The organism is Luteibacter sp. GL_149, assembly GCF_057834065.1.
Window position 1 is genome coordinate 2,004,398 of record NZ_CM174395.1, and the last position, 13,520, is coordinate 2,017,917.

A 13,520-nucleotide genomic window follows, 5' to 3' on the forward strand; every position below is an offset into this window, starting at 1 on the left:
GCTTCCGCCGGGCGATACCAGCTCCCTGAGACGCTCGCCGGAAACGCGCCCCCACTTCCCACTTCCCACCCCCGCTCTTACTGGTTATGCGCCTCACTCGTCCCCATCTGCTCGATTGCCGCCGCCTTCGGGCTGCGATGGAGCAGCGGATGGGCGAATACCGCCGCCAGAATTACCGCGACGCCGAGATAGAACGTCCACCCCAGTTCGTGTTGCTCGCCCAGCAGCGGGACAGCGAGCACGATCGCGTAGATCGGTTCCAGATTCGTCACCATCTGGGTGCCGAACGCCGTCATGTGGCGCAGTGCGACGAGAGCCAGCGCGAACGGTAACAGCGTGCAGCCGAAGGACAGCACCAGCATCAGCCAGGTGTCGTGCCAGTCGGGAAGAACGAAGGCCGGGGCCGTTCCCGCGAGCAAGGGCGCCAGCAGCGTCAGAAAGAGCGTGCCTGTGCCGAGTTCGACGCAGGTCACCGTCAGGGGATCGGCGTGATCGACGAGGCGCTTATTGAACGATCCGAACAGGGCCACCAGCAACGCCGACACGATACCCACGGCAATACCCGCATGCATGCTCGCCGGTACGCCTCCCGCCACCAGCGCGACACCCGGCACGACGGCGGCTCCCAGCAACAGCTCGCGAAGCTCGAACCGGCGACGGGCCACCAGGGGTTCGATCACCGAAAGAAAAACCGGTCCCATCGCGATGCACGTGGCAGCCACCGAGGCATTGGCCAGTTTGATCGCCGCGTAGAAGGTCAACCAGTGCAGGGAAACCAGTACGCCGATGCCCGCATAGCCAAACAGCAGACGTCGCGGCAAAGCCCGCAGTCCGCGCCACACTGGCGGCATCAGCAACAGCGCCGCCACGACCAGCAGCATGCGCCACCACACCAGCGGAAGCGCGGGCAGGGTAATCAGCTTGCCGAGGATCGCGGTGAATCCCCACAGGATGACGCAGAAGTGAATCTGCAGGCGGGCTTTGGTGACGGGCTGCATGAGGACGCTTGGGGTGGGGAGCGGCACAGAGTGCAGGTTTCGGCGCCGGGACGAAAGCCCCGGTTCTTGCAGAGCTCGTGTAGGCGAGCGCTTGAACGCGATGGACGTGCGCGGCAGCACCTCATTCTCGCGGAGTATGGTGGGAGCGGACTTTGTCCGCGAAAGCAGGTTTGCGATCCCGGCCATGAGACGATCTGGTTTTCGCGGACAACGTCCGCTCCCACCCGGTCGCCATACTTATGACTGCGGCGAGCACCCATCGCGCTCTAACGCGCATCTGCAAGGGTTCGGCGATGTCACGATTTCGTCGACTTGCGCGGCACGCCCGGCGCTTGCGCCGGATGCTTCTTCAGCTCTTCAAGCAACGGACGGCAGGTGTTGTCCTCGCCCTTTCCACTGGTTGGCACCACCAGCGCGGCAAGAGCGGCGGCGGGCGCCGCGAACACCGCCAGCGCCACCGCGCCGCCGCCGCGCAGGATCAGCGGTCCCGGCTGCACGCCGACGGAGGGGTTCTTCATCGTGCCCTTCACGTAAAGCGGCGAACGCAGCGACAGTACGCGGAAACCTTTCGTATGCGGTTTCACGTCCAGATCGAGCTTCTCCGTCTTGAAGTCGACGGTACCTTCGATATTGATCAGTGCGTCTTCCGTATCGAAGGCGAACAGCCGCGTCTCGACCAGGCCATTGGTCGCATCGAGGTCGGCCGCCGCGCAGTTGATCTTCACCGTCTTATCGCCGAACAGACGGCCAATGATGATATTGCCGACGTTGAGTCCAGCGGTTTCAAGCAGCGTCTTGCTGATCGCGCCATCGTTGACCAGCAGTTTGATCTCGCCATTGGACGTGCCGAGCAAGGCGGCGACGGAGTTGCCGGTCGCCGACAGCGCGGCATCGCCATTCACTTCGCCGAAGCTGGTCTTCATAGGCTCGAAGCCGGGAAACAACTGCTTCAGCTGAAGATGGCGCGCGCCCAGATTGATCCGGCCCCGCATCGGCGCGGTCGATCCGTCGAGGCGGATATTGCTGCCTATCGTGCCGCCCGCCACGCCGAAGTTAAGCGGGTCGAGCGTAAGCACGCCTTCCTTCATGATCAGATGGGTCGACAGTTTGTCGATGGGCAGCTTCTCGCCGTGGCTGATCTTCGCGCCGGTGAACTGCACATCGGCATCCATGGCCTTCCATCGTTCGGTACGAAACGGTTCGACCGGCAGCACCTTGTCGTTGGGCTGCGCCGTACCGTCGCCGCGATCCTTTTTCTGTGCGTTCGAGTCGGCTCCGATAAGCGGCGCCAGATCGCTGAACTGCAACACATTGGATTTCAGCGCGCCGACGAGACTCGGCCGCACGCCACCGGCATCGTAGGTAAGCGTACCGCCGAGATCGCTGCCGCCGACGCGGCCGGTGAAATTGTCGTACCGGAAGACGCTGGCATCTTTCTTCAGCGTGGCGATCAGGTGACCTTCCGTCGCGAACGGCGGCGTGTCGGGCAGCGTTACTCCGGTAATCGCGTAGAGATTGGCCATGCTCTTGCCCGAGAACCACAGGCGTACATCCAGCGCGCCGAGATTCACCGGATCGGTCAGCGTGCCGACCAGTGCGACATGCGTTTCGCCCACGCGCACGTCCGCCTGCACGGGAAAGGGGCGCGCGGCATCGCGTAACGCGAGTACGCCGCCCGTGTGGCCCTTGCCGTCGATGGTCGTTCCTTTGTACGACCCCTTCGCGACCCACGCGAACGCATAAGTCTGTTTCTGTTTGGTCTGGTCGGAGCGGTCTTTTTCATCGGCATCGCCGCGACTCATCGACTTCGTACTGGCCCCGGTCGTCTTGCCGGCCTGCTCGCGCGAGTCGCGTTCCTGGCCCGCCATGATCTCGCCGAAGGGGATCGCTTTTTCCAGCGGCGTGATGTCCACGCCGAGGTCGACCTTGCTTGCCGCGTCGGAAAGATCGATATGGCCCTTGTCGAAGCCGATGGCATTGAGTTCCAGCGTCCATTCCGAAGGACCCGCGCTTTCCGGCAGCTTGAACGTCCAGTTGTCGCGTCCATCGCCCACGCGCTCGAGGTCGATCTTCGGCGCGCGCAACTGCACGTCCGGAATGACGATGCGCCTGGCGATAAGAGGCAACGGCGAAAGGCGGAATTCCAGAGCGTCCAGCGTCGCGAACTGTTTCGTTTTCGCCCAGTCGGGGTTGGCGACGACAATGTCCTTCGCGACGAAATGCGGCCAGGGCATCAGGCTGCGCAGCCCCGTTTCGCTGGGCTCGCGCGACCACTGCGCGCTGATATCGCCGTTGATGGAGAAGGGCCGGCCGATGGCCTGGGATACCTTGTCGTTGATCGTGGGCTTCAGCCGGTTCCAGTCGAAGAACGCGACGATCAGAATCGCAATGACGATCATCGCGAGGACGATCCCGATTATCCAGGCCAGAATCTTGCTGCCGCGCTTCATCATCGTCCTGCCTCCGTCCCTATCTCCGGGGGACAGAGGTAACGTGAAAGCCGCAAAGATTATGTGTTCACGCGGTGCCGCGGCTTAAGATGCGTTCACGCGTGGCCATTGCGGCGATCAATCTTCGCTGCTATCCAGCTGCCAGTAGCCCGTCGCCTTTACCCACTCCTTATCGACGCCACGCTCTTCAACCAGATGCTGTCGCAGCGCGCGGGTACGTTTCGATTCCGTAGCGACCCACCAGAACGTATCCCCGGCGGGTGTCGGCAATGCGTGCAACGCTGCCTCGATCGATGCGCCCGCACCGCTGCGGTCGATCCACATCGTTTCCACGTTGGCGGCCGATGTAAACGTTTGACGTTCGGAGGCATCGGCGATTTCCGCAAGCACGATGGCATGGGCCGATGCCGGCAACTCCTCCAGCCAGCGGCCGATGGCGGGCAGAGCGGTTTCGTCGCCCACCATGACATAGGTGTCGAAGTCGGAAGCGACGATCAACGAACCGCGCGGGCCACCGACGCCGAGCGGATCGCCGGGCTTCGCCTGTTCGGCCCAGGACGACGCGGGACCTTCGCCGTGCAACACGAAGTCGATATCGAGTTCCCCGGCTGCTTCGTGATAACGGCGAGGTGTGTAGTCGCGTGAGGGCGATGGCTCGACGCCTTCCGGATACACCGGGCCGCCCGGGGTGAAGGCGGGTGGGTTGAGCGAACCGTCGGCCACCGGGAAGAACAGTTTGACGTGATCGTCCGGTGCAGCGGAAACGAAGCCGGCAAGATCGGCGCCTTCGAGCGTAATGCGCAGCATATGCGGCGTGAGCCGCGTCACCCGTTTTACCGTGAGGCGGCGCATGCAGATGGCGTGGCGAACGCGGGTCGATGCGTGGAGTGCGACGGACTCTTCAGCCATGGGGACGCTCCGCAACGGCTCTGGCGGCGGCTTCGAGAATCGCGGCGACGCGAACGGTTTCGGCGTCGTCCCATGCGCGGTGGTGGCTTACCAACTGGTGCTTCAGCGTATGCATGGCCTCGCGTATTTTCGTCGGCACCGACAGGCGGTTCATGGAGCGGGCCATGACCTGCAGCCGTTCGGTCAGTGCATCGAGCGTGTCGCGATTTTCGTCGAGGAAGCGTTTGCCCTCGTCCGTGATCGCATAGAGTTTTTTGCCGCCGGTCTCGGCTTCGACCCGTGCGTACCCGAGTTCTTCGAGCATGGTCAGGGTGGGATAGATCGCGCCGGGGCTGGGGCTGTACTGCCCGTCGAACATCTCTTCGATGGTACGGATCAGTTCGTAACCATGGCGGGGCTGTTCTTCGATCAGGGCCAGCAGCAGCAGGCGCAGATCGCCGTGGCCGAACATGCGCCCGCCGAACCGTCCGCCACCGCGGCCGCCGCGCATGCCGTCGCGTTCGTCGAAGCCAAAGGGAGCACCGCCGCCGAAGCGACCGCCGCGACCGATGGTATGAAGTGCTTCAAAACGTTCGCGGAAGCCGTTGAAATTGTGGAAAAATCGATGCATGGAATTACTCCGATATATCGTACGTAGTGATCGTACGATATATCGTGAGAGTGTATCGCGCAATAGGCCGAACCATCCCCTGCAGGAGCCCGCTTGCGGGCTCCTGCCTCCCGCCGCGCCGCGTTGCCGGATGCCTAGCCAAACGTAAACGTAAACGCATGGAAGTTCGCCTTCGGCACGCGGATCGTCAGCACGTGCTCGCGGTAATCCTTACTGTCGAACAGCGTATAAAGCATGCTCTTCTGCACGGTGACCGGCGGCTGCGGTTTGCCGTCCACCAGGATTTCCAGCGTCGTCGCATCGATCGCGCTGGCGACCATGTGCACTTTCGCCGCCTTGAAATGCAGACGGATTTCGCCGGTGCCGCTGACCAGGTTGGCGTTCTGTCGGCCGATCTCCCAACGCCCCACGAGCGCGAACTTGTTCGGTTCCAGCTGCGACGGCGCGGTGTAATCGCGGGTACCGGCCTTGCTGCCTTCGGGACTGGCGTTGAACTCGCTGCGATCGCTGCCGAAGTACATTTCCTGCGAGCCGATCGCGGAAAAATCGGGAGCGTCCTTGTCCATTTCGGTGGCTTCCTTCAGGCGAGGCAGTCCCAACAGCGTACGGATGGCATTTTCCATTTCCGCGTAGTTGCCTTCGCCGTAGTGGTGCGCGACGACGTTGCCGCGCTGGTCCACGAGATATTCGGCCGGCCAGAAACGATTGCTCCAGGCATCCCAGGTCGCCAGGTCGTTGTCCTGCGCCACGGGGTAGTGGATGCCGAAACGCGCGATGGCGTCCTTCACGTTGGCGGTCTGCTGTTCGAACGGAAATTCCGGCGAGTGCACGCCGATCACTACCAGCCCCTTGTCTTTATACGTGTCGTACCAGCGGGTGACGTGGGGCAGGGTGCGCAGGCAGTTGATGCAGGAATAGGTCCAGAAATCGATCAGTACCACCTTGCCGCGCAGGCCCTGCATGGTCAGCGGTTTGGCATTGAGCCAGGTGTCGATGCCGGTGAATTCCGGCGCCTGCTGCGCGGCGGCCGCCGGGCGGGCGCCCACGGCGGCGGCGAGCAGGGCGAGGGCGAAAAAAGAGGCCTTGAGAAAGTGGCGCATGGGTACTCCGTCAGCGTGTGTCCTGCCCAGTGGACCGGGCGTCGGGCTAGGACATTACAGGCGGCCCGGACGACAAGGGGCGGCCTGCGCTAAAATCGACACTTTGCCAGCCCCACGAGCCAGCCAAGCGCCATGACCTCGATCAAGCAGGACGACCTTATCCAGAGCGTGGCCGACGCTCTTCAGTACATCTCGTATTACCACCCGGTCGACTACATCAAGAGCCTCGCCGCAGCATACGAGCGGGAAGAATCCGAAGCGGCAAAGGACGCCATCGCGCAGATCCTCATCAATTCGCGCATGTGCGCCGAGGGCCACCGGCCGATCTGCCAGGACACCGGCATCGTGACCGTGTTCCTGAAGATCGGCATGAACGTGCGCTGGGACGACGCCACGATGGGTGTCGAGGACATGGTGAACGAAGGCGTGCGTCGCGCCTATAACGATCCGGACAACAAGCTGCGCGCATCCGTGCTGGCCGATCCGGCCGGCAAGCGCACGAACACGCGCGACAACACGCCTGCCGTGGTCAACATCACCGTGGTGCCGGGCGACAAGCTCGACGTCATCGTTGCGGCGAAGGGCGGCGGTTCGGAAGCCAAGTCGAAATTCGCGATGCTCAATCCGTCCGACTCCATCGTCGACTGGGTACTGAAGACCGTGCCGACGATGGGCGCGGGCTGGTGCCCGCCGGGCATGCTCGGCATCGGCATCGGCGGCACCGCCGAGAAAGCGATGCTGCTGGCGAAGGAAGCGCTGATGGAGCCGATCGACATCGTGGATCTGATCGCGCGCGGCGCGTCGAATCGTGCCGAGGAGCTTCGCCTGGAGCTGTACGACAAGGTCAATGCGCTGGGCATCGGCGCACAGGGCCTGGGCGGCCTGACGACCGTACTCGACATCAAGGTGAAGGACTATCCGACCCACGCGGCCAACCTGCCGGTGGCGATGATTCCCAACTGCGCCGCTACGCGTCACGCGCATTTCGTCATGGACGGCAGCGGTCCGGTCGCGCTCGATCCGCCGTCGCTGGAAGACTGGCCGAAGCTGACCTACGATTCGTCGAAGGGCCGTCGCGTCGATCTGAACACGGTCACGCCCGAAGACGTCACCCACTGGAAGCCGGGCGAAGTGCTGCTGCTCAACGGCAAGCTGCTGACCGGACGCGACGCCGCGCACAAGCGCATGGTCGACATGCTCAATCGCGGCGAGTCGCTGCCTGTCGATTTCACCAACCGCTTCATCTACTACGTCGGTCCGGTCGATCCGGTGCGCGACGAAGTCGTCGGTCCGGCCGGTCCGACCACGGCGACGCGCATGGACAAGTTCACGCGCCAGATGCTGGAAACCACGGGTCTTCTGGGTATGGTCGGCAAGGCCGAGCGCGGTCCGCTCGGGATCGACGCCATCCGCGACAACAAGGCCGTCTACCTCATGGCCGTCGGCGGTGCCGCGTATCTCGTGTCCAAGGCGATCAAGTCCTCGCGTGTGGTGGCCTTCGAAGACCTCGGCATGGAAGCGATCTACGAATTCGACGTGAAGGACATGCCGGTGACGGTCGCGGTCGACAGCCTGGGTACGTCGGTACACCAGACCGGTCCGAAGGAATGGCAGTCGCGTATCGGCAAGATCCCCGTCGTGGTGGTCTGACCCGGGCATCCTTGCGCCTGTAGCAATAATGTTTTGGGCCGGGCGGCCTGTTTCCCGCCCGGCACCGAAGCGCACACTGGCCTCCATCGATACATTGCTGGAGGCGTTATGAAGATATTTCTCACGGGTGCGACGGGTTTCATCGGCGGTTCCCTCGGCGTGGGCCTGGTCCGCGACGGACACGAGGTCGTCGCGCTGGTTCGCCGTCCCGAACAGGCCGACGCCCTCGCGGCGCTGGGCATGACGCCGGTTCTCGGCGAACTGAACGATACCGCCGTGCTGATCGCTCAGTCGCGTGCCGCCGACGCCGTCATCAACGCGGCCAGCAGCGACCATCGCGGCGCGGTGGAAGCTATCGTCGAAGGTCTTGCCGGTTCGGATAAACCTTTCCTGCACACCAGCGGGTCGAGCATCGTCGGCGATGCTTCCGGTGGCGAAGCCTCCGATCGCATCTTCACCGAAGACACGTTGCCGGCGCCCACACCCGATAAGGCGGCCCGCGTCGCGATCGACGATTTCGTTCTCGCCGCGGCGAAGCGCGGTGTCCGTTCCGCGGTGCTGTGCAATACGCTGATTTACGGAAACGGTCGCGGCATCGCCCGCGACAGCGTGCAGTTGCCGCGTCTGCGCAAGCAAGCCCAAAAAAGCGGCGTGATGCGGCATGTAGGGCCGGGCCGCAATATCTGGTCGACTACCCATATCGACGACGTCGTGGATTTCTACCGCCTGGCGCTTGCGAAAGCCCGTGCCGGGACGTTCTATTTCGTGGAGTCGGGCGAAGCGTCGTTCGGGGACATGAGCCAGGCGATGGCGAAAGCCATGGGCCTGGGACCCGCGCAGGACTGGCCGCTGGACGATGCCATTGCCGAATGGGGCTATGAAATGGCGTCCTACGGTCTGGGTTCCAATAGCCGTGTGCGCGGCATCCGGGGCCGGCAGCAGCTGGGCTGGACGCCGAAGGCCGCCTCCGTGTTCGACTGGATCGCCAGCGACATGCCGACGGGTTGAACTCGGGCATCGCGGGCCCGATGTGAACTCCATCGGGTGCCGTGCCGGCGCCCTCCCGATGGGATACCGCCATGACCGCTCGCATGAAGATCGATTTCGTTTCCGACGTTGCCTGCCCCTGGTGCGCGGTGGGTCTTGGCGCATTGCAGGAAGCCATGGCGCGCGTCGGCAACGATGTCGACGTCGAACTGCATTTCCGTCCGTTCGAACTCAATCCGGACATGCCGGCCGAAGGGCAGGATGCGGTCGAGCATCTCGTCGGCAAGTACGGCAGCACGCCCGCGCAGATCGCGCAGAACGGCGAGGCCATCCGCCAGCGTGGCGAATCGGTCGGCTTTGCTTTCGATTTCGACCGCCGCAAACGCGTCTACAACACGTTCGATGCCCATCGGCTGCTGCACTGGGCCGATCTCGAAGGGCGTCAGCTCGAACTGAAGAAGGCATTGTTTTCTTCGTACTTCACCCATGGCGAAGATTCCAGCGATCGCGAGACGCTGGTGCGGGTCGCGGCAAGCGTGGGCCTCGATGCCGATCGCGCGCGAGCCATTCTCGCGTCCGATGAGTTTGCCGCCGAAGTACGCAAGGAAGAGCGCTTCTATATGTCGCAGGGCATCCGTAGCGTACCGGCCGTGATCATCAACGAGCGGCACCTGATTTCGGGTGGCCAGCCGGTCGAGGTCTTCGAGCAGGCGTTGCGGCAGTTGGCTAAGGAAGAGGCGTAAGAGCACGGTCATTCGCGTTGCGACTTAATTACCCCTCACCGTCGCTCCTGCCGACGCGGGAGCGACGGTGAGGGAGGACAGGCGCATCGTATCTATTTTTCGTCCGCGCTTAATCATCCCGGCCACCAGCCCTAAACCCACCCACGTAACCGATACCCCCACATCCCCACATACTCGCGCAGGCAGCGCGCGGTAAGCGTCAGTGCCTTGCGCTTTGGCCACCACGGTGGACTATCGATCAGCGACCGGTCGACCGGCGGTGCCGGAATGACGACGATGCCCTCATGCGCGAACGATGCCAGCGCACGCGGCATGTGAGTACCGGCGGTCACGAGAAGAATGCTGTGCAGGTTTTCTTTTTTCAGCAGCGCAGCGGAGTTGACGGCGTTCTCGTGCGTATTGATGCTTTCGTCCTCGGTCAGCACGGCCGTGACCGGCACACCCTGTTCTTCCAGGCGATGGGCCATCTTCAATGCCTGATCGCCGCCGGATAGCAGGATCGTTTCCGCCCGTGCATGACGGAACAGTTCCAGTCCGAATCCCAGCCGCGTGGCCTGCGCGCGTGCTTCGTCCTCGCGCCAGTCCGACCCGCCACGCGGCAGCGTTCCTCCGCCGAGAATGACGATGGCGTCGGCGGTGGGATAGGCGGCGGCATCGCGCGACACATAGCTGCTCTGTAGCCCGTCCTGCAACCACAGCGCGAACGCCGGCGTGGAAGACACCCACAGCCATGCCACGGCGATACAGGCCGCTACCAGACCGGATCGACGCCAGCGGAGTGTGAAAAGGATCAGGGCGAGCAGCAGGAGCAGCGCGACCTGCAAGGCAGGATGGCTGAGCTGGCCGATGGCGCCCGGGAGATTCATGACATGACGCTCTCGACGGACTTCGTCCCGACATCATCTCAAGAACCCTGCCACGGGCCATCCAGCCCGATGGCATAGGCAGGTTGGCCTACCGGAGCCGCCTTTCTGGTCAGGCGATTTGCGCGGGGCAACGGGGTAGGGTGATGACAGGTTTCCGACAGGGGCGGATGTGTCATGAAAAGCGTCAACGGACTACTCGTGCTGTGCCTTGTATGGCTGGTGACCGCCTGTGCGACGGGCGGCTCGACCTCCGCGCCGCCGAGGGCCAGCACCGATACGCCCGCCGTTAATACGTACCTGATAGGTGTGGACGATCAGTTGCAGATCACGGTGTGGCACAACCCGGACCTCAGCGTGAGTGTTCCGGTGCGGCCCGACGGCAAGATCACGGTACCGCTGATCGGCGATGTAATCGCGGGCGGCAAGACGCCCGACGAGGTTTCTGTCGAGATCAAGGGCAAGCTCGAAGCTTTCGTGCGCGACCCGCAGGTTGCCGTGATCCTGACTGCGTTGCGCAGCCACGAATACCTTTCGCGGGTACGCGTCACTGGCGCCGTACGCACGCCGATTTCCATTCCTTACAGGCAGGGCATGACGGTACTCGACGCCGTGCTTGCCGCTGGCGGAACGACCGAATTCGCGGCACCGGACCGGACGGAGCTTTATCGCCGGGGCGAATCTGGCGCGACGACGTCGTACTCGGTCCGCCTCGAAAAAATCCTGCAGCAAGGCGACCTGGCGAACAACTACCCGGTACAACCCGGCGACGTGATTACCGTTCCGCAGCGCGCGTTCTGAAGCGCGCTTCCACGGAAACGAGAAAAGGAGAATGCAAGTGAGTGGTGAACTGACACCCTTTGGGGGCATGCTGCCGGCGCTGGTAAGCGAAGCGCGGCGCCGCCGTGTAACCATGGCGTTCGTCTTTGCCGCGATCGCTCTGGCCGCGCTGGCGATAGGCATGTTGTGGCCCAAGAAATACGAAGCCTCCACCAGCATTCTCGCGCAGGAGGCGAGCATCATCACGCCCCTGATGGAAGGCGCGGCATCGACGACGGCGAACAAGAATCGCGCGGGCATCGCACGCGATGTGATCTTCAGCCGCAAGGTCATGAGCGAGATCCTCGCCAGCGGCGGCTGGATGGCGACGAACCCGTCCCCGGTCGAGCAGGACAAGCTCATCGAAGGCATCAAGTCGCGCACCAACATACAGACCTCGCGCGACAACCTCATCACGATTACCTACTTCGATTCCGATCCGCATCGTGCCTTCGCGGTGACGAAGCAGTTCGCCCAGCTGTTCATCACCGAAAGCCTGGCGTCCAAGCAGCGCGAAAGCCGCGATGCGTACGAATTCATCAACAATCAGGTCGAGATGTACCGCAAGAAGCTGACCGATGCCGAAGACAAGCTCAAGGAATACCGGGACGCGAATGCCGATGCGCGGCCCGGCAGCGAGGCCGACACGCTGGCGCGTATCTCGCAGCTGCGCAACCAGATCGAGAACACGCGGATGAGCCTGATGGAAAAGCGCTCGCAGGAAGGTGCCCTGGCGGGCCAGCTCTCCGGCGAGTCGGAAGTCAATGCGATACAGACCAACGAAGGCGTCTTTCAATCGCAGATGGCCGACCTGCAAAACCAGCTCGACCGGCTGCGGCTGACCTATACCGACGAATACCCGGACGTGATTCGCGTGCGCCACCAGATGGCGGATCTGCAACAGCAGTTGCAGCAGCAGAACGTCGCCCGGCAGACCGCTGCGGCGTCCGGCACGCCCATCCCCGTCGATAACGGGGTACGGATGAATCCTCTGTATCAGCAGTTGAGGCTGCAGATGGCGGCGACCCGTGGCGATATCGCCGCGACGTCGGCCCGCGTCGGCGCCAGCGAGGCCATGCTGCAGGCGGAGCTGGAACGCAGCAAGCGCATCGCCAATTCCGAAAATGTAACCTCGGAACTGACCCGCGATTACAACGTCAATCGCGATGTCTATCAGGATTTGCTGAAGCGCCGCGAGAATGCGCGGGTGTCGATGAATCTCGACGCCGAGCAGCGCGGACTGACCTTCCTGGTCCAGAATCCCGCGGTCATGCCGCTGGTTCCCTCGGGACTGCGCTTCATGCACTTCGGCCTGGCGGGCGTAGGTCTTTCGCTGGCCGTGCCGTTCGGATTGCTGTTCGCACTGGTGCGTTTCGATCCTCGCGTACGTTCCATCTGGCAGCTGGAGCGCAACACGGGTCTTTCCGTACTGGCGGATATTCCGTTCTATCCGACGCCGCGCGACCGTCGCCGCGAACGCCTGCATAACATGCTGCTGGTGTTGATTATCGCGGGTGTCGCCGCCGTGTATCTGATTCTGTTCTGGCTCCGGCTCAAGGGGTAACCATGTCCACTCACGAGAACCATGCATCCTCATCGGCACGGATCGGCGACGTACTCGAATCCGCCGCCATCCGCACGGGGGAACGCACCTCCACCGGTCACTCCATCGCCCGCATGAGCGAAACGGGCGGGGCGCTTGCGCCCTTCCAGCTCGAACAGCGGAGGATGATTCATCGCGAAGAATCCGTTCGTCAGCAGTCCGACGCGTTTCGCGGTATCCGTACGCGCCTTCTCGGGCTGGCGGGGCAGCACAACTTCGTCACGCTGGTGGTGTCGGTCAGCCCGCGCTCGGGTGGCAGCTTCGTGGCCAGGAATCTCGCTGCCGCTTTTGCTTTCGACGAAGCGAAGACCAGCCTGCTGATCGACTGCAATCTGCGTTATCCGGATCAACATAAGTCGTTGGGCGTCGATCCGGACAATGGCGGCCTTATCGATTTCCTCGAACATCCGTCGATCGGCATCGAGCCGATTCTTTACCGCACGGGCATTCCTCGCCTGCGCCTGATTCCCGCCGGTAAGTCGCGCGAGAACAGCGGAGAGTACTTCTCGTCTTTCCGCATGCGTACGGTGGTCGACTCGTTGCGTTGCCGGTATGCGGATCGTTACCTGTTTCTCGATGGTCCCTCGGTAAAGGGGTCGCCGGATGCGCGCATCCTTTCCGACCTGGCCGATTACGTGATCGTGGTGGCGGGATACGGACGCGACACGCCGGCGGCTATCAGCCAGGCAGTCGCGAACTTCGAACCGGACAAACTTGCCGGCGTGGTGTTCAACCAGACCCCCTGAAGCGCGTCGTTCACCGGTGCGCATACAGGGGTATTAAAGCGG

General features: G+C 63.1%; 12 protein-coding genes. 6 read left to right on the forward strand and 6 right to left on the reverse strand.

Annotation, left to right across the window (positions count from 1 at the left end):
- Positions 1 to 77 precede the first annotated feature (77 nt).
- The 5 genes from AC3IR3_RS09215 to AC3IR3_RS09235 all read right to left on the reverse strand — a co-directional run bounded on the left by AC3IR3_RS09215 (position 78) and on the right by AC3IR3_RS09235 (position 6,067).
- A complete protein-coding gene (locus AC3IR3_RS09215) occupies positions 78 to 998 on the reverse strand; it encodes a DMT family transporter (protein WP_489196580.1) in 921 nt (306 codons plus the stop codon).
- Positions 999 to 1,294: 296 nt separating this feature from the next.
- Positions 1,295 to 3,451: an AsmA family protein gene (locus AC3IR3_RS09220; protein WP_489196581.1), complete on the reverse strand. Its 2,157-nt coding sequence runs from the start codon at positions 3,449 to 3,451 to the stop codon at positions 1,295 to 1,297.
- 114 nt (positions 3,452 to 3,565) lie between these two features.
- Complete coding sequence (locus tag AC3IR3_RS09225; RefSeq protein ID WP_489196582.1) at positions 3,566 to 4,357, reverse strand: siderophore-interacting protein; 792 nt, start codon at positions 4,355 to 4,357, stop codon at positions 3,566 to 3,568.
- Entirely contained in the window at positions 4,350 to 4,967 is a 618-nt protein-coding gene (locus AC3IR3_RS09230) for a PadR family transcriptional regulator (RefSeq protein ID WP_132141636.1), read from the reverse strand. Before AC3IR3_RS09230 ends, AC3IR3_RS09225 begins: the two co-directional genes overlap by 8 nt.
- Positions 4,968 to 5,101: 134 nt before the next feature.
- Entirely contained in the window at positions 5,102 to 6,067 is a 966-nt protein-coding gene (locus tag AC3IR3_RS09235; protein WP_489196583.1) for a thioredoxin family protein, read from the reverse strand.
- A gap of 132 nt (positions 6,068 to 6,199) precedes the next feature.
- Here AC3IR3_RS09235 and AC3IR3_RS09240 point away from each other — a divergent pair, with 132 nt between their 5' ends.
- The 3 genes from AC3IR3_RS09240 (at position 6,200) to AC3IR3_RS09250 (ending at position 9,447) form a co-directional block, all read left to right on the forward strand.
- Entirely contained in the window at positions 6,200 to 7,717 is a 1,518-nt protein-coding gene (locus AC3IR3_RS09240; protein ID WP_489196584.1) for a fumarate hydratase, read from the forward strand.
- A 108-nt stretch (positions 7,718 to 7,825) separates the two neighbouring features.
- Positions 7,826 to 8,725 carry an NAD-dependent epimerase/dehydratase family protein gene (locus AC3IR3_RS09245; protein ID WP_489196585.1) on the forward strand — a complete coding sequence of 300 codons (900 nt, stop codon included), beginning with the start codon at positions 7,826 to 7,828 and terminating at the stop codon, positions 8,723 to 8,725.
- Between the two features lie 71 nt (positions 8,726 to 8,796).
- Positions 8,797 to 9,447, forward strand: a complete 651-nt coding sequence (locus tag AC3IR3_RS09250; protein ID WP_489196586.1) for a DsbA family oxidoreductase — start codon at positions 8,797 to 8,799, stop codon at positions 9,445 to 9,447.
- Positions 9,448 to 9,578: 131 nt separating this feature from the next.
- On the opposite strand, the gene AC3IR3_RS09255 is transcribed toward AC3IR3_RS09250, so the two are convergent.
- Positions 9,579 to 10,313 (reverse strand): YdcF family protein, encoded by a 735-nt coding sequence (locus AC3IR3_RS09255; RefSeq protein WP_489196587.1) that lies wholly within the window; start codon positions 10,311 to 10,313, stop codon positions 9,579 to 9,581.
- Positions 10,314 to 10,487: 174 nt separating this feature from the next.
- Between AC3IR3_RS09255 and AC3IR3_RS09260 the strand changes: the two genes are divergently transcribed.
- The 3 genes from AC3IR3_RS09260 to AC3IR3_RS09270 are packed head-to-tail and all read left to right on the forward strand — an operon-like array spanning position 10,488 to position 13,478.
- Complete coding sequence (locus tag AC3IR3_RS09260; protein WP_489196588.1) at positions 10,488 to 11,111, forward strand: XrtA/PEP-CTERM system exopolysaccharide export protein; 624 nt, start codon at positions 10,488 to 10,490, stop codon at positions 11,109 to 11,111.
- 37 nt (positions 11,112 to 11,148) lie between these two features.
- Positions 11,149 to 12,693, forward strand: a complete 1,545-nt coding sequence (locus tag AC3IR3_RS09265; RefSeq protein ID WP_489196589.1) for an XrtA system polysaccharide chain length determinant — start codon at positions 11,149 to 11,151, stop codon at positions 12,691 to 12,693.
- Positions 12,694 to 12,695: 2 nt separating this feature from the next.
- Positions 12,696 to 13,478: a P-loop NTPase family protein gene (locus AC3IR3_RS09270; protein WP_489196590.1), complete on the forward strand. Its 783-nt coding sequence runs from the start codon at positions 12,696 to 12,698 to the stop codon at positions 13,476 to 13,478.
- Positions 13,479 to 13,520 lie beyond the last annotated feature (42 nt).

Excerpts from the sequence above, each read along its gene's own strand:
- AC3IR3_RS09215 (WP_489196580.1), bottom strand. The coding sequence starts at position 998 with ATGCAGCCCGTCACCAAAGCCCGCCTGCAGATTCACTTCTGCGTCATC.
- AC3IR3_RS09220 (WP_489196581.1), bottom strand. The coding sequence starts at position 3,451 with ATGATGAAGCGCGGCAGCAAGATTCTGGCCTGGATAATCGGGATCGTC.
- AC3IR3_RS09225 (WP_489196582.1), bottom strand. The coding sequence starts at position 4,357 with ATGGCTGAAGAGTCCGTCGCACTCCACGCATCGACCCGCGTTCGCCAC.
- AC3IR3_RS09230 (WP_132141636.1), bottom strand. The coding sequence starts at position 4,967 with ATGCATCGATTTTTCCACAATTTCAACGGCTTCCGCGAACGTTTTGAA.
- AC3IR3_RS09235 (WP_489196583.1), bottom strand. The coding sequence starts at position 6,067 with ATGCGCCACTTTCTCAAGGCCTCTTTTTTCGCCCTCGCCCTGCTCGCC.
- AC3IR3_RS09240 (WP_489196584.1), top strand. The coding sequence starts at position 6,200 with ATGACCTCGATCAAGCAGGACGACCTTATCCAGAGCGTGGCCGACGCT.
- AC3IR3_RS09245 (WP_489196585.1), top strand. The coding sequence starts at position 7,826 with ATGAAGATATTTCTCACGGGTGCGACGGGTTTCATCGGCGGTTCCCTC.
- AC3IR3_RS09250 (WP_489196586.1), top strand. The coding sequence starts at position 8,797 with ATGACCGCTCGCATGAAGATCGATTTCGTTTCCGACGTTGCCTGCCCC.
- AC3IR3_RS09255 (WP_489196587.1), bottom strand. The coding sequence starts at position 10,313 with ATGAATCTCCCGGGCGCCATCGGCCAGCTCAGCCATCCTGCCTTGCAG.
- AC3IR3_RS09260 (WP_489196588.1), top strand. The coding sequence starts at position 10,488 with ATGAAAAGCGTCAACGGACTACTCGTGCTGTGCCTTGTATGGCTGGTG.
- AC3IR3_RS09270 (WP_489196590.1), top strand. The coding sequence starts at position 12,696 with ATGTCCACTCACGAGAACCATGCATCCTCATCGGCACGGATCGGCGAC.